The 21,318-nt window shown below is 59.2% G+C and carries 14 protein-coding genes; 8 read left to right on the forward strand and 6 right to left on the reverse strand.

Annotated features, from left to right (window positions below; translation table 11 throughout):
- From MU551_RS22105 to MU551_RS22115, 3 genes are all read right to left on the reverse strand, one after another.
- The coding region (locus MU551_RS22105; protein ID WP_247048718.1) for a S8 family serine peptidase at positions 1 to 1,822 on the reverse strand (1,822 nt) is incomplete at its 3' end.
- Positions 1,823 to 3,613: 1,791 nt separating this feature from the next.
- Positions 3,614 to 4,471 carry a hypothetical protein gene (locus MU551_RS22110; protein ID WP_247048719.1) on the reverse strand — a complete coding sequence of 286 codons (858 nt, stop codon included), beginning with the start codon at positions 4,469 to 4,471 and terminating at the stop codon, positions 3,614 to 3,616.
- Positions 4,461 to 4,946, reverse strand: a complete 486-nt coding sequence (locus MU551_RS22115) for a hypothetical protein (RefSeq protein ID WP_247048720.1) — start codon at positions 4,944 to 4,946, stop codon at positions 4,461 to 4,463. Before MU551_RS22115 ends, MU551_RS22110 begins: the two co-directional genes overlap by 11 nt.
- Positions 4,947 to 5,938: 992 nt before the next feature.
- On the opposite strand from MU551_RS22115, the gene MU551_RS22120 reads away from it, so the two are divergent.
- From MU551_RS22120 to MU551_RS22135, 4 genes are all read left to right on the forward strand, one after another.
- The gene (locus MU551_RS22120) at positions 5,939 to 7,270 is read left to right on the forward strand and encodes a S8 family serine peptidase (protein ID WP_247048721.1); all 1,332 of its coding nucleotides are present in this window, start codon (positions 5,939 to 5,941) and stop codon (positions 7,268 to 7,270) included.
- A gap of 35 nt (positions 7,271 to 7,305) precedes the next feature.
- Positions 7,306 to 7,536, forward strand: a complete 231-nt coding sequence (locus MU551_RS22125) for a hypothetical protein (protein ID WP_247048722.1) — start codon at positions 7,306 to 7,308, stop codon at positions 7,534 to 7,536.
- A 1,053-nt stretch (positions 7,537 to 8,589) separates the two neighbouring features.
- Positions 8,590 to 10,449 carry a DNA/RNA non-specific endonuclease gene (locus tag MU551_RS22130; protein WP_247048723.1) on the forward strand — a complete coding sequence of 620 codons (1,860 nt, stop codon included), beginning with the start codon at positions 8,590 to 8,592 and terminating at the stop codon, positions 10,447 to 10,449.
- 1,365 nt (positions 10,450 to 11,814) lie between these two features.
- The gene (locus MU551_RS22135; protein ID WP_247048724.1) at positions 11,815 to 12,525 is read left to right on the forward strand and encodes an AfsR/SARP family transcriptional regulator; all 711 of its coding nucleotides are present in this window, start codon (positions 11,815 to 11,817) and stop codon (positions 12,523 to 12,525) included.
- A 360-nt stretch (positions 12,526 to 12,885) separates the two neighbouring features.
- Here MU551_RS22135 and MU551_RS22140 read toward each other — a convergent pair whose 3' ends face one another.
- Both MU551_RS22140 and MU551_RS22145 read right to left on the reverse strand, forming a co-directional pair.
- Entirely contained in the window at positions 12,886 to 13,473 is a 588-nt protein-coding gene (locus MU551_RS22140) for a hypothetical protein (RefSeq protein WP_247048725.1), read from the reverse strand.
- A gap of 9 nt (positions 13,474 to 13,482) precedes the next feature.
- Positions 13,483 to 14,787 (reverse strand): PLL family lectin, encoded by a 1,305-nt coding sequence (locus MU551_RS22145; RefSeq protein WP_247048726.1) that lies wholly within the window; start codon positions 14,785 to 14,787, stop codon positions 13,483 to 13,485.
- Positions 14,788 to 15,068: 281 nt separating this feature from the next.
- On the opposite strand from MU551_RS22145, the gene MU551_RS22150 reads away from it, so the two are divergent.
- A complete protein-coding gene (locus MU551_RS22150; protein ID WP_247048727.1) occupies positions 15,069 to 16,667 on the forward strand; it encodes an esterase/lipase family protein in 1,599 nt (532 codons plus the stop codon).
- Between the two features lie 2,189 nt (positions 16,668 to 18,856).
- On the opposite strand, the gene MU551_RS22155 is transcribed toward MU551_RS22150, so the two are convergent.
- The gene (locus MU551_RS22155; RefSeq protein ID WP_247048728.1) at positions 18,857 to 19,327 is read right to left on the reverse strand and encodes a hypothetical protein; all 471 of its coding nucleotides are present in this window, start codon (positions 19,325 to 19,327) and stop codon (positions 18,857 to 18,859) included.
- A gap of 256 nt (positions 19,328 to 19,583) precedes the next feature.
- On the opposite strand from MU551_RS22155, the gene MU551_RS22160 reads away from it, so the two are divergent.
- From MU551_RS22160 to MU551_RS22170, 3 genes are all read left to right on the forward strand, one after another.
- Positions 19,584 to 20,597, forward strand: coding sequence for an isopenicillin N synthase family dioxygenase (locus MU551_RS22160; RefSeq protein ID WP_247048729.1), 1,014 nt, complete (start codon positions 19,584 to 19,586; stop codon positions 20,595 to 20,597).
- 207 nt (positions 20,598 to 20,804) lie between these two features.
- On the forward strand, positions 20,805 to 20,945 hold the full coding sequence (locus tag MU551_RS22165) for a hypothetical protein (protein ID WP_247048730.1): 141 nt from the start codon (positions 20,805 to 20,807) through the stop codon (positions 20,943 to 20,945).
- 27 nt (positions 20,946 to 20,972) lie between these two features.
- A complete protein-coding gene (locus MU551_RS22170; protein WP_247048731.1) occupies positions 20,973 to 21,209 on the forward strand; it encodes a hypothetical protein in 237 nt (78 codons plus the stop codon).
- Positions 21,210 to 21,318: the final 109 nt, after the last annotated feature.

A 21,318-nucleotide genomic window follows, 5' to 3' on the forward strand; every position in this document is an offset into this window, starting at 1 on the left:
CCTGGAAGGTGCCGTTGCCGTTGTTGAGGGAAACCCAGACGCCGGCGTCGCCGAATCCGACGATGTCCGCCCTGCCGTCTCCGGTGATGTCGGCCAGGAAGCGCGGGTGTTTCTCCACGCGCCAGCCGCCGGCGACGTAGGCGAAGTTGTCGATGACTTTCTGGGGCGCCTGGAAGGTGCCGTTGCCGTTGTTGAGGGAAACCCAGACGCCGGCGTCGCCGAATCCGACGATGTCCGCCCTGCCGTCTCCGGTGATGTCGGCCAGGAAGCGCGGGTGTTTCTCCACGCGCCAGCCCCCGCCGCTGTAGCCGAAGTTGGGGACTACGAACTGCGGCCTGGTGACGGCGCTGAAGGCGTTGATCCTTCCGCGGCCCAGCATGCCGGCAAATCCCGTATTCAGGGCGTCGACATTGTCGCAGGTGCCTTCGAGGACTTCCCGGACCTGGGCGTTGCTCAGGTGCTGGTGCCTTGACCAGATGAGTGCCGCCACCCCCGCCGCATGCGGAGATGCCATGGAGGTGCCGTCCAAGAAGCCGAAGGTGTCATTCGGCATGGTGGACCAAATATTGACCCCCGGGGCCGCCACGTCCACGTTGGTGCCGAAGTTGGAGAAGCTGGCCTTGCGGTCGCGCTGGTCAAGCGCCGCCACGGAGACCACCTCCGGGTACACTCCGGGGAACTGCGGGGTGATGTCCGTGTTGGTGTTCGCGTTGCCGGCGGCAAACACGATTACGACGTTCCTGTTCACGGTGTTCTGGATGGCGGTGCGGACGCCGGCATGGTCGCCGTTCATCCGCCAGCTGCAGTTGATCACGTAGCGCCGCGCCGGATTGGCTACCGCTTGCGTGCCGACGTAATTGATGGCGTCGGCACGGTTCTGGTTCATCCCGGTCTGCAGGTTCACGCGGAGCGGCATTACCCTACAACCCGGGGCGACACCGATCACGCCCGCCGTGTTATCCGTGCCAACCACGGTCCCGGCAACGTGCGTGCCGTGCCCGTCTTGGTCATCAGGGACGGGATCGTTCAGGTCCGCGAAGTCCCAGTCCTCGGTGCCGCGCGGCAGGAGGTTTGGCTGGAGGTCCGGATGATCCAGGTCTGCACCGGTGTCGATCACCGCGACGATCACGTTCGGGTGGCCGCGGGTCACGTCCCAGGCTCCGGTGGCATCGATGTCCGCGTCCGCAGTGCCGGCCGTGCCGTTCACGTTCTGGGCCGTGTTGTGGAGTCCCCATAGGCGGCCGAATTCCGCATCGTCCGGAATGTAGGGCAGGGCGCTGTTGAAGCTCACCTCGCTGGGCTCGGCGAACTCCACATCGTCCAGGTCGGAGAACTCCCGGATGGCTTCGAACAGCCCGGTACCGGCAGGGACGGCCAGCGTGTAATAGCCGGGCGTGCGCTGCTGGACCACCACGCGGCTGCGGTGCTCTTGGATGATGGCCTCTGCCTGCTCCTGGCCCACTTCTTCCTTGAACTGCACGGTCAGTTCGTCGGGGAGGAAGTAACGGGCTGCGCCGTTCTCGTCGATCATCACCGGCAGGGAGCCGGACACTTCCGGCCGGGCTTCCAGGGACCGCGCTGCCGCGGCCATATCCTCGCCAGGAGTCAAGTAGACGGCGGCGAACCCACGCTCCAGGTCCATCCCCTCGCTCAGCGAGAGCACGGGCGTGTCCCTGACGATGTCCCGAACCGCGTCGGAGGTGGGACGGTCTTGGAAGGTGATCATGGCCTCGTCGGCCTTGGGGGTAAATGTCACTTGCCGCCCGGTTGACGTGTCAACATAGCTGTAATTGCTATTCGCCGGGGTTTGTTCGTTCTCCATGGTGGGCTCCAGGTTGGACTGCTGTTTGAATACCTGATGAACGGCCAGGGGTTGGGGCTTGAGAGGGCGCACGGACCGCCCTGGCCGGGAATGTTTTGCGCGAGTACCAGTTAGAGAATGCGCCTCGGCGGACATCCTCCTCAATACATCCATCGATTCGATGGAAAATTCTGGGATGCCGATACCGACGATCCTCGCGCCCGGAGTGGGTGTGGTTCAGCTTCACAAAGCTCCGACGGTAATAGTTCGTCTCGTCCAGTTAAGTTCCTGGGGGAGGCGGACGAGGTGTGGCAGATGGTCGGATGGCGGCAGGGGCCGGTGCTGCTGCCGCGTTGGCCGGCTCGCGTCCTGGCTCCGGGCTCGGCTTCCTTGTGATTTTCCACAGTTTCCGCTTCTTCAGGTTCAACGGAAGTTCCTCACTAACATTCAAGAAAACGTTTCTAACGGTCTCGTCTCGATGACGATTTGTCCGTGGCTGGTGGACAGGTCTTGGAGGTCTACTCGACCCAGACTGATATGCCGTCAACAGAGCCTTCGGTTAGACCCGCCGGTGGATGCTGCAAGACAATCTTTGCCGTGGTACGTAGGTTAACGTCGGGAGGAAGAATAAGCGACAGCGACAGAGGGGCCAGCTAATGACCGCGCCTATTAGCGCTTTCTGAAGGTCAGGCTTCTCCATGCCGAGAGACGCCGCAGTTAGGATCACCACTGATCCAACCAGAAGGAGAGCAAGATAGGGCCGGGTTAAACTAGTTTCACCAGGACTCGTTTCCTGATTTAGCTGACGGAATCGAAACCGGGTCGATACCACGAGGGTTATTAGGACCAAGAGTAGTGTGAACCACAAAAGGACCGTCGGGTCACTTGCGGCCGGAAGAAGCATGCCATCCCCTCCATCTGCTGTGACGTGGAGAATAGCCAAGATGCTGTTACTGGCGCGTTACTGGCCCATGGAAGAATCCGGCGAGTCTCTGAATGCAGTAGTAATGAACGCACTGGCCAATCCAACGAATCATCGCCTCGCCGAACATTGCGCATTGGCCCTCGATATACATATCTGGATCAGATAAGCCCTTTGACGCTGCCTTCACAAGAGTTGCGGGGCGGAAAGGCCAGAGCAAGGATTTCTGACAGGTCCCTTTCCGGGCTACTCCCGTGCCCACTTCAAACTGGCATGTACGATTATTCATGAGGCGGGAGTAGACCGTTCTTGTCGGACGTGACGTTCTACTAAGTTTCATTTGGGGTCAGGGCTCATGTGCAGTGAGCCAGTTCAGCATGTCAATGGCCCACGATGACTTCCTGTTTGGCGCGAATGAACGGTGCCGCGAATGACTTCGTCCATGAGGTTGCCGTTGCCCCCGCATCAGGTTAGCGGGCGAAAGTTGGGGATGGGTGTCGTAGCCTGCCGCGCCGCATGCCTAAGCAAAGCGGCCGTTCAGAGGCAGGGCAAGACCGAGGGTGAAGCTGAAGCAGGACCGGCGACGGACTTCAGCCGCTAAGGCCGGAGAACACCAACGCATGAGCATGTGGTGACGAGGGGGATATTGGCATGCTGTCACGGATCTGAAGCTCGCTTTTCGCTCGTTTATGAGCACATCACGAGACCGATACAGCGCTGTCCGAGTCGCGAGACCAGGGAGCTAACTCCGCCAGAGCACTATGAATAGCCTATGACCGCCGGGACAGTCGAGCAGGCATCGGTTTGCGACCAGGCCAGGGATGGCTGTAGGGGCAGAGCATGTTCCACCATAACGACGCTCTAGACCGTATAGCCTAGACGTCGGTCGATTAGCGGATAGTTCCCCAGTCGGCGGTCATCAGCACTCTGATGTGTTCACAGCCTGGCTCGGTGATGACGACATCCGATCCGCTACCACTTTCACTGAGAAGCAGCACCTGCAGCGGGACATTCGTCGGGCAGCCCTGTCCTAAGTCCCCGTTGAGCATCAGCCGGCCTCCGTCAGATAAGGTCAGTGAACTGCTGCCGACTTTACCGACCACGGCCGGCGACGCCGTGCTGCTTGCCAGATTGGCAGGAGGGTTGGTAGCCCAAATGAAGACTCCTATTCCGCCTCCGGCGATGACGGCACCAAAGGCTATAACGATCGCAGAAATTGCCCAGCGCCGGGTCAGCTTTTGGTAGGACGCCACAGTCATAATGTTCTCGATTATGGGTTCAAGAAAGGCAAGTTTGGAGTTGGCCTGCTTGGCTTTATCGGGGTCCGGCGGATCCTGACTGCTGTCACTTGATTCGTCAGGCCAATATGCCCTTGCGTTCCTCGATCGCGCCAGAAGCGTTTGCTCGTAGTCATCCCGGATCTCCTCGAGCGTTGCGTCATGCTGGCGCAGGATTCGGTCGATGTAGTCCTCGTTCTTAAGTTTGGCTAGGCGCGCCGGCGGCGTGGAAGCGGTCCACACCGTGCCAAATAGAATCAATGCGGTACCGATGGCGGCTAAGGCTGCGCCCCTTATAGCAATGTCGAACCGCTCGCTGCCTGGCGTGAGAGAGCCTATGCCGCTGAATTGAATGCCTGCTGTCAGAACTCCTCCAAGCAACGCCAAACTAACAGTGAGCCATTTGGCTGTCTCGCGGATGCGGTTACTGGCGGAAGTCAAGTCTGACTTCTTCCCAGCCTCATCGGCCATTCCGTCCCTCCCAATCCTTTCCCTCACCAGTTCCGAACGCCTCTTGCGCTTTGGCATGGGGCTGGATTGTTGTCCAAAGCGGTTCCTTGTCCTCAGAATCGACGACGTGTGGCATTATGACCGTCCACGGGGGCGGCTCACTGCCCTCAGCGTTGACATGCGAGTTGGGATACTCCCATTTGGGCGGCTCCCTGACTTCCGTGGCCATTCCCGCCCAGATTCCTTCCCGGTGCAGTATCAGTTCGACGTCAGCCACATCAAGAATGGCTTCCGGGTTGGAATAGTCTTGCCAGCCGGCCTCGGCCACATTCAAGTCAGGAGAGTCCCCGGGGTTGTCCGCGTCGAGGATCGTTACACCCGGCCCGGACACCGAGCCAGGTGGGGGCGGACCAACTCGGACTTCGATTTCCAGATCGTCAACGACCGCTCGGAAACTCTTCTGACTATGTAGGTAGATCATTAGCTTCTTATTCATGTCAGGCCCCTTTAACGGCCACCCACGCTGAACAACAGAGGGCGGGTGGCAGGTAGATTGCCTAGGCCACTGAATAGCTGCAGGCTCAGCATTCGCAGCGAAGGCTCCGCGCCTCCACCCTCCCCCAGAAGGCGTTACCCGGCCGTTACTGCCTCCGCTGGCCGCTTTTTCGAGCCTGTAAGGGACCGGTGGCTTGTCGAAGGTGGAAGAACTGGGGTCGTAGAAGCGGTGTACCCAGATGGTTCGCGCAGGCAGCGTTTCCGCTGGAGGCTTTCTGGAGCAAGCGCTGTTGACTGCCTTTGACCATCCACTCGTACTCGTAGTCGATCATCAACTTCAGAAGCGGGGACTCAAATTGACAGAAATGTGGTTTGCGGTGAGCGCCGACGCGAACGGCGCCAGCACCAGGGCGGGACACCATGAACACGCTGCCCTCGCAATCAGTTGCCCCCAGGGTTTGAGGTAGCCGGGTTGCCCCGAATGAGGCGATGGCGTCGTGAATAGAACCAGTAGAGCGGAAACGCCAGGCCTTATCACCACGACTACTTCGGATTTTTAACCCATCTGACCTCCTGGTTGGAATCAGTCCGCCGGGTCCTGACTCAGCGTGGTAATAACGCGACGGTAACGTCGGCTGCGTAGGCTTGCCAGGCAACGTTCCGCTAGGCGCCAAGGAGCTGATCATGAGTACTTCCCCGCAGGCCACCTCCCAAGGGCGATGTCAGGCGAGAACTGGTTCAGCAATATTGCAGCTATGTCAGCACGGATCAGGAGTCTCGACTCCCAGGACGAGCAAGACAGGCTAGTGACAGCACGGGCGGCGCTGGACGACGGGGTTCGTCCTCTCAATGACAGCACGAGCGCCTTGAGGAGGTACCCCGCAGACAGTTGTAACGCAGAAATAACTCAGGCGCCGTTCGCTATAGGAGGCAACAAAGCTACAAGAAAACAGAGGTTGGACACTATTCCTGCAATTTAGAAGGAGAATTGACATGATTGGCCCGGATTCATCTTCAAATTTCGACAATGCGCCTGGGGCTGTCCCGGCCGCTGATTATTCCTCGGCCGAGACAACGGGTCGGTTTGTGGTGGTCTTTACGCAGGACGAGAGCAATCCTTCATTGGTGCTGGAATCGGCAGGACTGTCCAACGTGGCGGACTCGCGTGACTTCCAAGATCGCGAGGTGGATTTCTCGGAAACCAGCGGTGCGGATGCTACGTTCTTTAGCTCACTGGGCATTGCGGTGGTTTCGGCGGAGCCGGAGCAGATCGGAGCCCTGCAAACCTCGCACGAGGCGCAGGGCGCGGTGTTGTCCGTGTCGCCCGAATTGGTTCACCACGTCCTGACCGCGGCCCCCGGCGAATACGTGAGGGGTTACCGTGACGCAGTCACGGACTTGGACACCCGTCTCAACGGAGCAAACGGGCAGGGCGGCGCGGCAACAGCGGCAGTCCCAACTGTACCCATCTTCCAGGACACCAACCAGTTCGCTTGGGGACTGCAGGCAGTTCAGGCCAACTCATCTCAATATTCGGGACGAGGGGTCAAGGTCGCCGTCCTGGACACCGGTTTCGACTCAACCCACCCGGACTTCGCTGGACGCAATATCACTAGCCGCTCCTTCATCCCGGGGGAATCTCCTCAGGACGGACACGGGCATGGCACCCACTGCATCGGAACCTCCTGCGGCCCCAAGACCCCGTCCACGGGGCCTCGCTACGGTGTCGCCTACGAAGCGGATATATTCTCAGGCAAGGTGCTCAGCAACGCCGGCTCCGGCAGCGACGCCGGTATTTTAGCCGGCATCGACTGGGCGGTGTCCAACAGGTGCGCCATTATTTCCATGTCCCTCGGAGCTAACGTCCCCCAGGTCCATCCCCCCTACGTCGCTGCCGGTAAGCGCACCCTGGACGCGGGTTCGTTGATCATCGCCGCCGCCGGAAACAATGCGCTCCGCCTCCAAGGCAAAGTGGGTTTCGTCGGCGCTCCAGCGAACAGCCCGTTCATCATGGCCGTCGGCGCCCTCGACCATCAGTTGGACGTGGCGTTCTTCTCCGCCCGTAGCCTGGCGGTTAGGGGCGGTCACATCGACGTTGCCGGACCGGGCTGGCAGGTCTATTCGTCTTGGCCCATGCCAGCCCGATACCGGAGCATCAGCGGCACCAGCATGGCCACTCCCCACGTCGCGGGGGTCGCCGCGCTGTGGGCACAGGCCACCGGCTTCCGCGGACGGGAGCTGTGGGCCGTGCTGATCCAGGAAAGTGACAGGCTGATTGAACCGTCTGTAGACGTCGGCTCCGGCCTGGTCATCGCCCCGCAGTAGGTTCGCGTACAACAAGGTGAGGATAGTCTGAGGCAATGGTCAACATAAACGTTACGGTCGACCCGGAGCATCTGTCCGCCATAGGTGACGTCGCCGACGCTCTGCGCGCCCGGGGCATGCAGGTAGAGCAGGTGCTGCAGAGCGGATTCATCACCGGTTCCGTCCCCAACGACAGCCGACCGGCACTGGAATCAGTCGACGGAGTCCAGTCCGTCGACGAGGACCTGGGCTACCGTCTCCCGCCGCCGGAAGAAGACATCCAGTAGTGCCCTCCCGGTCCGTGCGGATCTATGAATTCGCACGGACCGGGCAGCTTACTCCGCCGAGCCGCGGCAGCGCCGGCCGCGGCGTGGAGTCCTGCTCTTGCTTCTTAGACTGACGGCGAGCCGGTCATTTGAACCCGTGCAGCCCACCTGTAATGCCGTTGTCCAATTTCCCGAAATGGCCACGTCTCATCCTTCCTATTGCCCGCGTTCCGCAGGGCTATGCGGGCCATGTTTGCGTACACACAGCAAACTAAACCCAGCCGTTGAGCAGGCGTTACTCGGACTATGTGCCATCAGCAGCCCGAAGACTCTGGTGGCTGGCCGCAGACCCTCGACTGCGTTACGACGATTCGGGGGCGGTAACGCAGTAGTAACGCCGTGGGAGGTCTACTCAGAGTAAGAAGGCGTGCGTGACACCTCCAAGAGTCTTGGCGCCCGACCTTCAGTAATGAAAGGGGAGAATGCGATGAGCGTTGACGCGAGGCTGTTGTCAGGGTCGCGTTGCTATTTCTTTAAGGAAAACCAGTTTGTCGGGCTAAGCACAGGAGGCACCGGCTCGGAACTGTCGACTCTGGCTACCGGCGCATATCTCGAACTGGGGGTGGTCCGCCGGATCTCGTGCTTGATATGGAGGGGAAGAACCTTCCTTATGAGTAGAGTACGGATAGCCGTTGGCCCTCGCGGATACAAGCTGTAGGCCTACCTTCGCCTTTTCATTGGCCGGCCCCAGAGGATGTCGCTACTAGCCAACACCACTAACTCAGCCTCCTCACCGCTGGATTTGTCTTGGCAAGCATTAACGGAGAAATAACGGGGATGACTTCTACTCGTGAATAAGAGACTGGATGACAACAGGAGGCGCTGTGGTACCTGCCCGCATCCGTGGGAGTTGTTGATGGCTGCGCAGGAGCATGTTTCTGATGCCACTACCGGTGTGGCCAAGTTTCTGTACTCCGTCGGTTTCCTGCCCCAGGTTCGGACTCGGGTCAGCAGGGCTAACAAGGCAGCCATTGCGGCCAGCCCGAGATCAACCGCACAGGAAAGGGAAACAGCATGAGCAGCACAAGGCGTTCTACAGAAGAAGCAGAGCCGGACGATGAGCAGATGCTGGCATCGCTGCGGCAATTCATCAGGACCGAAGGCGCCGGCTTTCTGGAGGACCCAAACATTTCTTCGATTGGTGTGGGCAGGAAGCTTGTTGGCGGCAAGCCGACGGGAGAGATCTCGATTCAGTTCACCGTCGAGGAGAAGGCGGCTCCGGAGGCCCTCGAATCGCTGAATTCGGAGTTGATTCCAGAGGCAATCGTCGTGGATGGGGTCCCGGTACCCACCGATGTCATCGAACGTAACTACCGTCCCTCGTTCCGATCCGTGCCCGAACCTGAGGCGCCGACGGCAAAAGTCCGGCTCGACCCCGTCATGCCTGGCGTCAGTGTCGGCCACATCCGTGTCAGCGCAGGCACAATCGGCTGCATTGTGTACGACAGACACGACGGGACGCCGCTCATTCTCAGCAACTGGCACGTACTGCACGGCGCGACTGGCGTGCTAGGTGACGACGTTGTCCAGCCCGGCCCGCACGATGACAATCGGATCCAGGCCAACGGTCTCGGCCGACTGAGCCGCTCCCATCTGGGCGTCGCCGGAGACTGTGCTGTTGCAACCATCGACGGCCGTCAATTTCAGACGGCAATCCACGGTCTGAACCTGACTCCTGAAGAATTAGGGGAACCCGAAATAGGCGACAAAGTGATCAAGAGCGGCCGCACCACGGGCGTAACGCACGGGATTGTGCGCCGTGTGGACGTGATCGCCAAACTCAATTACGGAGCCGCAGGGACCCACGCCGTAGGCGGCTTCGAAATTGGCCCGGACCCGGATAATCCTCCTGTCGACGGTGAAATTAGCCGCGGGGGAGACTCGGGGGCGGCCTGGATGTTCAAAACTCCTTCGGGTGAACTGACTACTGTCATGGCGGGCCTTCATTTCGGCGGGGAAGCAGGCAACAGCCCGGACGAGCACGCCCTGGCCTGCCTGCCCCAATCTGTGTTCGAGAAGCTGGAAATCAGCCTGCGGCCCCCCTTAACGGAGGAGGCGGGCGACGACATTCCCAAAGGGTTTTCATCCGATTTTCTCGGCCCACTGATCGACCTGCCGAAACTCTCTGCTGCCATAGATGGCGACGCGGTCCGCCTCGACGGCTCGGAAGTAATCCCTTACAACCATTTCTCGCTCTCCCTCAGCACGTCCAGACGGTTTGCCCATTGGGTGGCTTGGAACATTGACGGCGCCAGCATGAAAAAACTCAGCCGGAACGGCATCGACTTCATCAAGGACCCCCGCATCCCCGCCGACCTCCAGACCGGTGACGAGCTCTATCGCGGCAACCGCCTGGACCGTGGGCACCTCGCCCGCCGTGCCGATCTGCTCTGGGGATCCGTGCCCGAGGCCGACCGGGCAAACCGAGACTCGTTCTACTTCACCAACATCACCCCGCAGATGGACGACTTCAACCAAAGCAGCAAAAACGGGGTCTGGGGGCAGATCGAGGACGCCGTATTCGCAGACGTAGACATCGACGACCTCAAGGTCAGCGCATTCGGTGGACCGGTGCTCCAGGACGATGACCGCGCCTACCGGGGAACACAGCTGCCGCGCGAGTATTGGAAGGTCATTGCCTTTATGGAACACGGACACTTAAGGAGCCGGGCCTTCCTACTGACACAGAACCTCAACCAAATTGAAGCGCTCGAACTCGACGAATTCCGGGTCTTCCAAGTCGCCGTCACCGAAATCGAGGAACGCACAGACCTGAGCTTCCCGGACAAGCTGCGAGACGCCGACACCTTCGTGGCCCCCGAGGCCCTGGAGGATCGGCAACCGCTCGAGGATACATCGGACATTCAATGGTGAGTGAAGAATTGGAATAACCCATGTGACCGATGTGGAGTATGCTCTTTGGTCGTGGCGCAAAGACCAGATAACTGCCGCCGAGTTGCTTTCCCATGTAGTTTCGCCAAGCGCATCATAGCCTCAATGGGACACGCCATTTGAACCCATGCAGCTGGTAACAGTCTTTCTGCTACCGAAAGACAATTCTGAGCGGGCCAGAAAGTACATTCTGGACCTGTGCGTTTTCGCCGCTGAGAAAAAGGGGTTCATCGTTTTCGTTCCCACAATGCCAACGCCGATGCTTAATTTCGTTCCCAAGTCGCGAGAGGCAGGTGTATGACTGATGGTCTCCCTTGACTGCACATGCTCGGCCTGGGTATGGAAAGAATGGTCATAGCCGGAAAGAGACTGGTGTGTGAATCGGTCAATTTAGAGCGCCAGCCTGCTGCTTGCGAGCGTATTATAGAAATAACCGCAGATTTCGGTTGATTTTAAGAATGCGAGCACCCGCTGATTGATAGTGTGACTTACTGCTAATCCTCAGTGGAAATACTGTGTGTTCAGTGCAATTTGACTCCGAGAATTCGAAGACTGACTATGGCTTAAAGCAGCAAGAATCAGGAAAGTGATTGTCACTCTTGAGCAGGCAGCCTTAACCGAAATCGGAACCGATATCGGTTAAGGCTGAAGGCTAAGGAGCCATTCGCTAACCCCAGTCAGCACCGCCTCCGGACTTCCGGCATACCTAACCACAGTCCCAGGTGCGTCGCCAGAAGTCGAGGTTAGACGTGCCCGGAAGGGTTCAGAATGCTCGGCTTCATACCACACAGTGATAGCCATAGTTGACTGATTGACTTCGCCGTCGGTCAGATCAGAAGCCACGGTAGGCACCGAGTCTTATCAAAGGATTTCTCCTGTTCGTCGTCGCATACCACAACCATTCAGGGAAACTCCCACCCGAAGATCGCTCTCACTTACGAAGTCTTTCATAGCAAACTCAAGATCGGGCATAGCTCAGCGCAGGAAAAGCCATGGACTGATTATGGCGGCGAGAGATCTTAGGCGCCTTGAAAGCAGTGTGGTAAGAAGGATAGGCGGACAAGTTATCGGAATGGGTTCGGCAATAATATTGATCTGAAACTGGCGGGTCACGTCAGTTTTCTTGCGACCTGCTGATAGCATAATTTGGCGAGTGGTAAGGCTGCTGGTTCACATGGATGGTGACCCGGAACTGTCTTAGGCACCAGTACGCCGGGGGGCGCACTCCCTAAGACTTGAAGGATAATAGCGAAGCAATGACGGCCCATTCAATCCGTCGTTCTTTACAAGGGCACGTTGCGAACCTCTTGGGTCTCGTGGACGCGAGCGGCCGTTTGGGGGGACCCAATGGTTGAGCATAACGGTGTCCGATTTGAGCTGAACCTATTTCAACGCTGGCAACTATCGCGTGATCAGGTTGAAGTCACTGTTTCTGCGCGGCAGCAGCGGCTAATCAGTGCTCTAGCAATCCACGGATCCAGACACCGACGTTATCTGGGAGGTCTCTTATGGCCAAATAGCCCGGAAGCCCTCGCACTAGAAAGCCTTCGTGCAAGTGTGCATCTGATCTCCCGTCAAATCCCGGGGCTTATCGTAGTTGACGGTCCTGTTTTATCGTTGAGAGACAGCCTGGACGTGGACTTACATAATTTCTTCGAACAGGTCAGGAACTGCGAACGGATGGATAGAGACTCCAATCATGACAGTTGTCTCACTTATCTTCTGGATGACGAATTACTCCCGGGCTGGTACGAAGACTGGGTAATTCTCGAGCAACATAGGCTTCAGAATGTCCGCCTCCGCGCTTTGCTGATGCATGGTCGGCGCTGGCTCGAGCGGGGGGAAGCCGAAATGGCTATAGAGGCGGCCGACACTGCTCTCAACATTGAACCTCTCCATGAAACCTGTGTGGGACTAATGATGCAAGCCGAACTGAACATGGGAAACCGCGCCGGAGCCCTTCTCACATTCGAAAAGTTCCGCGCACGGTTGACTAGTGAATTGGGTGTGGCACCATCAGGCTACCTTTTGAAGTTGGCCGCCGCGCTTCACACATAGAAACACTTGATCTATTTGTGTCTCAATAGCATCAGGACAGTATCGGTCGTGGCCAAAGTAGCGATCTGCGGGAGCCTGGGGTTCGAGTGAGAAGTTTGCATCGTGGGCTCGCTGTGGTTCATGCCCAGCCCGTCCCGTCACGTCCGGCGTAGGACCATTCTGCTGCGGTTCAGGTCCAGTATCGTCCCATTGACCTATTTGAGCCGGAACACACGTATGAGCCGGTCCCTTCGAGGGGAGAGATCGGACCGAAACACCGGCAGGGATTGCGGTTTGGCTTCGCAATGAGGCTGGTGAATTTCTGCAGTCCGGACTCATCCCTTCACAGTGCTGTTGATTAATATCGCGGTCCGGGACCTGTCAGGGTCTTTCGCCGGGCATCAGTCCCGTGCCTTGAGCATCGCCATCGGATGAAGGCGCTTTTTCGCCGGGCATCAGCCCTGCGGCGGGCTTCTCGCCAGGCATCTTGGTCTGCCCTTCCCCTGGCATCCCGGTCCCGGCTTCTGGCCCAGATGGAGCCTCCTCAATCCCCGCGCTGCCAGCGCCTGCCGCCTGGCCGGACCGGGACGCAAGCTTGGCTGTGAGCTGCCGTGGCGCATCGGATGGAACCGAGGACAGGGCTACCTTGCGGACACCCGGGTCGCTGTCGTCAACGAGGTCCATCAGTATCACGGCCGCTGAATCAGCGGGAAGGTTATTGGCAGCCGCCGCGGCTGCCACGCGTATGCTCGCCGTTTCGCTGTGTGCTGCGGCGGTTACAACGTCCTTGCCTTGGTCGCCTTCCAGGAGACTGGCGGCGAAGGCGGCCTTGGCGGCCAGCATCGGGTCATCGCCCTCAACCAGCGCCCGCAGGTGCGGGAGCGAGTCGGGCCCTAAAGATGCGGCTTTGTCGTAATTTGGCTCGTCAGGTTCAAGGACCTCGAGTACGGCCTTCATCGTTACGTTCATGATTCGCTCCTAACGATCCTGAGTGAAGGCGCTGTTGATCATGGTAGTCACCTCAGTGCTGATCAGATCCGGTGGGGGATTGGTGATATTGCCGGTGCCGTTTCCTGTCATCAGTCTGTTGTTGTCATTGATGTGCCGCAGATCCAGGACATGCCCCACCTCATGGCCCAAAGTCCATTGAGTGGCGCCCTGCGCCACGACCGCGCCCGGGCGGCCAGCGGGATGGGCGGCGCAACCGTTGAACGGGGGTACCGTTGACCGGACGAAGTACACAACGACGTCGTTGTTGCCTGCGTTATTGCGGTTGGCGAAAAGCTGGTTCTGCTCGGCCGTGGTCTCCCCGAAAACGCAACGCCCGACGTCGACGTCGTCCAGGGTGGGCAGGTTTAGGTTCTCAGTGGACACCAGTTCGACGCCGATACCCGCCGTCGCATAGACCTCCCGCATCCGCTGTACAGCAGTGTTCACAGCAACGTTTGGGGCAGTAAGGACTTTCGCGTGCAGGCGGACGGTCGGGCGGACCGACCACCACCTGTGCCACATGGCGCTATCGGTTCCTGCTGCAAAAATATCGATCCGGTCCTGCTCCCATGACACAGCCCCGGGCTCACTCGTCAGGACGCCGCCAAGGGACTCCCAGCCAGACCAACCGTTTTGGAACCACTTATGCCAGAGCGCAGAATCGGTTCCTACGGCGAACACATCGAGGCGCCCGGATGCCCAGCTGGTGACAGCGGGGGCGGACGTAAGGACGCCGCCCAGGGATTCCCAGCCGGACCAGCCGTTCTGGAACCACTTATGCCAAAGCGCCGAGTCAGTGCCGACAACGAAGACATCGATCCGCCCATTGCCCCATGAGACGGCAGACGGGGCGGATGTGAGGACGCCGCCCAGGGATTCCCAGCCGGACCAGCCGTTCTGGAACCACTTATGCCACAGTGCCGAATCAGTGCCGCGCACAAATACATCAAGGCGACCGGCAGCCCAGCTGGAAACCGACGGGGCGGACGTGAGGATGCCGCCCAGGGATTCCCAGCCGGACCAGCCGTTCTGGAACCACTTATGCCACAGTGCCGAATCGGTGCCACGCACGAAGACATCGATCCGCCCGTTGCTCCACGAGACCGCACCGGGAGAGCTGGTCAGCACGCCGCCCAGGCTCTCCCATCCGGACCAACCGTTCTGGTACCACTTGTGCCATAGGGCCGAGTCCGTCCCTCGGGCGAAAGTGTCCAGCCGGCCCGGTGACCACGACGAGACACTGGGGCCCGTGGTCAAGACGCCGCCCAAGCTCTCCCATCCGAACCATGTCATTGAACGTCTCCTCTCAGGTAAGCCGACCACTGGGCGACCGATTCCACCGCGCCGTGAATAGCTTTTGACGGTGCAACTGCTTCCGAAGCAAGTAGAGCTGCAGTGCCGTTACTGCCGCGTTATCCGACATTCTCGGCTTGAATAAAAGGCATGACACCAAAACCAACACGCGCCCGTACGCAGTAACACCGCTGTAACGCCAGGCGTGTTGAAATCTCCACATGCGCGCGCCTCTAATCCGTTTCGGAGCGGTGCGCTTACTTCTTGGAGAGGGCTAAGACATGAGCAACCCCGGAGATGACGGCAGGCTCCCGGTAATCTACGTTCGCGGGTTTGCCGGCGGCGGCTCCGCCATAAACAACGCGGTGGACGATCCGTTCTATGGCTTCAGCCAAGGGTCCGTCCATGTCCGCGCCGACAGCGGTGGCAGTGCCAGGTTCCATCAGTTTGAATCGCCAATGCTGCGTCTGATCGCAGACCATAAGTATGAGGTGCCCGTCCACGGTGACCAATGGACCTTCCTGGAGCGTGTTGAGGCCGGCAAAGTCAATCCTGCGTCCGTGTGGATTTATCGCTTTTACGATGACTCTGCAGCGACCTTCTCAAAGGATCCGGAGGATTTTTCCTTCGAACGGGCAGCAAAGGACCTATTCAAGCTGATCAAGCTTGTATTGGAAAAGACCGGTGCGCCCAAGGTTTTTCTCGTAGCGCACTCCATGGGAGGGCTGATTTGCCGTTCACTCCTCCAGCGCGTCATTCCCGAAGAACTGGCCGGCGACGACGGCGAAATCGACCCAGCCGCCGGAACCAAGTACGTCGCCAGATTATTCACCTACGCGACCCCGCACGGGGGGATTAGTTTCGCCATGGGGTTTGGACTTTTGGAGCGCATCCGCGACGCCACAGGATTCCAAGGCGCAGATATCTTCGGCCCAGACCGCATGTATGAATATCTCACCCCGGCAGCGCTGAGGCGCGAAAAGACTCGCGCTGACTTTGCGGCGACCGAGATGCCGGCCGACGGATTCCCTGTAGATGAACTGTTCTGCCTTGTCGGCACCAACCCTGAGGACTATGATGTGGCACTCGGCTTGTCTTCGAAAGCGGTGGGTCCGCGCAGTGACGGGCTTGTCCAGATCGAAAATGCCGCCGTCAAGGATGCCCCCCGCGCGATAGTCCATCGCAGTCACAGTGGGCGCTATGGAATAGTCAATTCCGAAGAGGGATACCAGAACATGCAGCGGTTTCTCTTCGGTGACCTGAAGATCGAGGTTGAGCTCTTCGGCCTCACCGTTGGCCGCAATGCCGAGAGTGACGTCGAGTTCCAACTGGACGTTGGCCTGGCCATCCGCGGCCTGCCCGTCCTGGTCCACGAGCAGAGTGCAGCTCACCACTGCCCAGTCCAGATTCAGCACTGGAAGGAGGACAATCCGATTGATTCCCCTGTGCCGCTGCTTACCACTTTCCTGTCCTCGAAAGCCCCCCGTCCGCGTGTTGACGGGAACGAAGTGCCCCGGCTGCGCCATGCGCTCAAACTGCGGCTGATGTCTATAAGGGAAAAGCAGGGCAGGTTCTTTTTTGACGATCATATGGAACAAACGGAGGACTGGCAGGACGCCCTCCTCGTTGACATTGAACCTCCCGGCAATGGCCGGGACCTTCCCCGTGCCTGGGCTGCCTGGACCAGCACTATACCCACCGCCATAAGGGACTGGACTCCGAGGGAAGAAGACTTCCTTACGGACATGGAAGACACTCCCAACTTCTGGCGCGGACACATCGATGTCCCGGAATTCTCCAAAAAATTGCTCGGACCAAACGCCGGCGTTCGGCTCACTGTAACCCCGAGATCCCTCTCCTATGACGGCACGGTCCACTGATGCTGATCCTGCCGGGCGCTGCCCGGACCGTTTGCTGTTCATTTGGGCTTGGGACTGCTCCCGGCTTTTGTTGACGGGGGGCTTAGGCCGCTGGAAGCGCGGTCCGGTTGATTGTCTTATATTCGATCGGCGTGAGTTCCCCGGGCGCGAAGCAAAGTCGCCGCCCGCCGCCCGTCAGTGATTGCTCACGGGGTTGTTGGGGGAGGAAGACGGAGGCTGTCCTGGATGGGGTTGTGACGAAAACAGTCCAGCCTTGGCATCGGTCCTTTACTGGCGAAGTGCATTCGCACATTCAGCGGGTAGCAGGACAAGAATCGAGACGGTTCTCTGCCTGGAAATTACATTGCCACTGCGTTGAGTACGTTGTCCCTCAAGTTGCAGACGTTGTAGCTGACGATCAACGATGTTGCTGTGGTTTGGGCAGCTTACCAAACATTCGTCCGTGGGCTCACGAGGCAGCTTGCCCATTCAACCAGCTTCCAATTAGACGCCTTCGCCCAAGCCCACCTCAAACGTTGTCCTTTGGACTCATTTGGCTGGCTGTTGGGCGCAAGTCTTCAGAGGGAACAACAATGTTCCAGGCCCGCGCAATCCATGCCCTGCGCGGGACTGGACTATGCGTCCAGTCAGTGAGGCGGCAGACAGCCGCTCTGACGCCAAGCCTTTTTAGGGCCTTTGAAGCGGCGAATGGAGGGGGTGGACAATGTCCACACTTTTGGCTTCGGACTGGGTCGTATATCGGTCGGACTGGCTCGTATTCGGTATGTTTTCGGGAGTTCCCAGTGTTTGCAAGGGCTGGAATGCGGTTCGAGTCCCACCTCGGGCACAGTGTTTCCGCAGGGCAGAGGCTTTTTAAGCCTCTGACCCTGTTGACAGTGTCAACACCCCTGTCCATGGGTCTTTTGACGAGTGGCGGTCACGCCCGTATTTGTCCGGTAGCCATTCTTTTGGCCGGGTACTCCTTTCCTTTTCTGTTGGCGACGTTTTGCCTTGCTACTCCTTCATTGCTGAGCCGGGTCGTGGCAACATGACTTGTTTCGTGTTGGGGGAGCGGCTCTGTGGCGGCTTGTTCTCTGTTTCTCGTCTCATACCTGTTCATGGTGATGGCCTTGGGCTACTGCATGACCAACGGGTTGCTTTCGTCTCGTTGTCGGGGCTCGGTCGGCAAGCTGGTCGATCCCAATCATGGGGTTCCCTACTGGCAGGCGGCCTGGTGCTCGGGGTCTGCCTCCAGGCCTTCCAGTTCGCGGCCATTGGATTGGGGCGTCGTCCTGTTAGCGGAGCCACCGCTGGGTTCAGGGGCCGGACTGCAGCTTGGGGAACCGGTCGGAGTCACGAAATTTCGCGAGGAAATAAGCGACGAAGGAGCGCCGAACGGAATTTCGCGGATACGGCCGGCGCTTGGCGCCCTGGTTGCGTGGAGGCCGCGCCCAGCGATGATGAAGCATCAGAATGACGAGCAGCGATGATCCGTCTGTTCACTCGGGACAGTTCGAACGAGGCAGCATGCCGAGCGGACCTGATTTGTGGATAGGAAGCCACGAGCTGCGCTCCCAGCCCATGCCGGAAGGAGCCCGGATTTGAACGAGGCGATGTAACGGGTCCGGGTTGGCGTCCAGCTCCAGATGGGGAACTTGCTTTTCCAAGGCCGATATCCGGCCTTCGTCAAGCTGCCTCTATCGGCTTACGCGCGGTCTTGCCTTTTGCATCCTTATCTTGTGGCGCTTTGCGGTGCGATGCAGTTTCTGGCCCGGGTATCAGCGTCATCAGCACGGAAATGGGCGTGAACCCCGCGAGGGATGATCCCGTGAAAAGCGCGGATGTCTAATGCAGACCTCGCGGCCCTGTGCAGTATCTTCCAAGTTTTGGTAGCCATTATCAGTGGTGGACGCCGCATTGGTGCCAGAGAGATTCCGGACCTTATTGGCTGAGGCATTATCAATGCCTCGCTTCGTTCTATGTCTTTCTGTCGATAAAGAAGGTGATCATCAGATGCCTGCTGCAGATTCTTCGAGGGTGGCCGCCTGCACCAAGTTGCCCGTGTCTGACTAGCTCGCATTCCGATCTCCGCCACCGGAACCGTAAAGGTTGCCTCGGGCGCCTTTTGGATTTCGGCGGAGGGCCGAACGCAAGAAAACCCCGACCTCCTAGGATGGGAACCGGGGTCTTCTGGATTCTGCTACGCCTTATCAGGGACCCGTGCAGGAAATGGATCCGTGGTCATACCCGCCCTTTTCGACCGCGACAAGGAAGTTTGAGTCGAAGGTGCACGTCCGGCCGTCCGGGAACGTCATCGTACTGGTCCCATCAAGTTTGATGACGTTGGCCTCGTAAATGAGACCGTCCACGTACCACGCATACACGCTCACATACCTGGATGACCCCGTTGATGTGGTTGTCTCGCCCCGATGAGTCGTGGTCGAAGAATACTCTGCCTCTCCCTGCATCACGACAACTCCTGATGGAGCGTGTACCTCGATGCGTCGGTCTGTGCTCGTTATGCAGAAGGTCAGGTTGATTTCCTCTTCGTAGACACATCGGTCCTGAGCTGTCGTCTCTCGGCCTTCGGTACTGGAAGCATTGGCCGGCACAGCACCGGCTGCCAGCAGCGCAGTGACACCAAATCCGACTGCCGTCAGGCGTCTTATCTGTCTGATCATTAACCCCATCCTGTTCCCTGAACAGCCCATGCCTGCCATGGGCATGGCGGGAGCCTATGATATAGCGCTGCCTAACGTCAATAAGTCCAATCAAAGGATAAAAAGAAGACGTTCTGGGGTTCTCTACGCGACAGTCCCGCATCAGGCTTAGATGCGGTATTTGGCCACGTTCCTGCCCAACGTAGTTGCCCGGCCGTAACATGGAAGCAGACGCACGCGCCGGCGTGGCAAGTTTGCTGAAAAAGGACTGGAGACGTTGCCGCTGGAAACATTGCCCGTAGTCGACTTCTCCCGATTGAACGCGGGCGCGGAGGAGGCATCCCAGTTTCGTGACGAACTGCGCGACGCCATGCATGAGGTCGGTTTCCTGTATCTGGCCGGCCATGGGATCCCGCAGGAGCTCACGGACGCCATGCTGGATGTGTCCCGCCGCTTCTTTGAGCTGCCCGAAGAACAGAAGCTCGCGATTGAGAATGTCCACAGTCCGCAATTTCGTGGCTACACCCGGGTCGGCGGGGAACTCACGGAGGGTGCAGTCGACTGGCGCGAGCAGATCGACATCGGGGTAGACAGGCACGTGGTGGCGCCGGGCCCGGGGGTCGCGGATTATTGGCGCCTGGAGGGGCCCAACCTGTGGCCGGAGGCGCTGCCCGAGATGCGGGAGATTGTCGCCGAGTGGATGGAGCGGTTGAGCACGATCTCGTTGGCTCTCCTGCGGGCCCTGGCGGTGTCCCTCGGAGTGCCGGAGGACATTTTCGATGAGGCCTTCGCCGCGCGGGCTTTCCCCGTGCTTAAGGTTGTACGGTATCCGGGATCATCCAACGAGTTACCCAAGCAGGGTGTGGGCTCCCACCGGGACGGCGGGGTGCTGACGCTCCTCCTGGTGGAGCCCGGGAAGGGTGGCCTGCAGGTCGAGTACCAGGGTACTTGGATCGAAGCGCCTCAGGTGCCCGGAACTTTCGTGGTCAACATCGGCGAGATGCTCGAGCTGGCCACGAACGGCTACCTGAAGGCGACCTTGCACCGCGTGGTCTCGCCGCCTCGCGGCACGGACAGGGTCTCCCTTCCGTTCTTCTATAACCCGGCACTGGACGCGAGGATGCCGCAGCTCGCGGTGAGCCCAGAGTTTCAAAGTAGGGCGCGCGGCCTTTCGGTTGATCCGACGAACAGCCCGATTCTGGAAACCTACGGTGATAACGCTCTTCGCTACCGGCTTCGGGCTCACCCGAACGTTGTCGCGGTGCACCACGCGGACCTGATGGAAGGCTGACTGGGTACGTCCCAGGCATTGTCTACACCCGGACCTTGCGGCTGACGATGCTGTCGCCGATTTGTCCCATAGTTCTTGGAGTTGGAGTAGACGCAAACCTGGACGATGATTCCCCATTTGCTCTTGCCCGAAGACCTCACAGGAATTCTCGTACCCGCCCAAATTTCCCAAAGTCGATCCGGACGGCTAGTTCCGGTTCAAGCCCTTATGACAGGATGGGGCATCCACAGCCGTCACATCAGTGTGGTTATCAACCGAGCCCAGGCGGAGGTCTACGGCTTCGCCGCCGACCCTGCGAACCTTCCCGAGTGGGCAGGCGGCCTTGCCCAGAGCGACGTTACACGCTAGGGAAACGCGCTGTTCGCCGCTTCACCAATGGGCCGGATCAGTTTCGTTTTCGCGCCCCGCAACGACTACGGCGTGCTCGACCATAAAGTGACACTGCCGTCCGGGAACAAGGTGAACAACCCTTTGCGCGTCATGGACCACCCAGAAGGCTCCGAGGTCATCTTCACTCTTCGGCAGATGGACCTGACTGACGAGGAGTTCGGGCGGGATGCCAAGATGGTAGAGGCGGATCTAGAGCGCCTCAAGACTCTGCTCGAATCCTAGCCTCGATGCACCGATCGGCGGAACTCCAGCCTATCCGGGCGCGCGCGTCGGCGAATGGGGCAGCGACATGGGCAAAAGAAAGGTGTGCACATTGTGCACACCTTGGCCG

The sequence above is a fragment of the Arthrobacter rhizosphaerae genome (assembly GCF_023062595.1).
Lineage (GTDB): Bacteria > Actinomycetota > Actinomycetes > Actinomycetales > Micrococcaceae > Arthrobacter > Arthrobacter rhizosphaerae.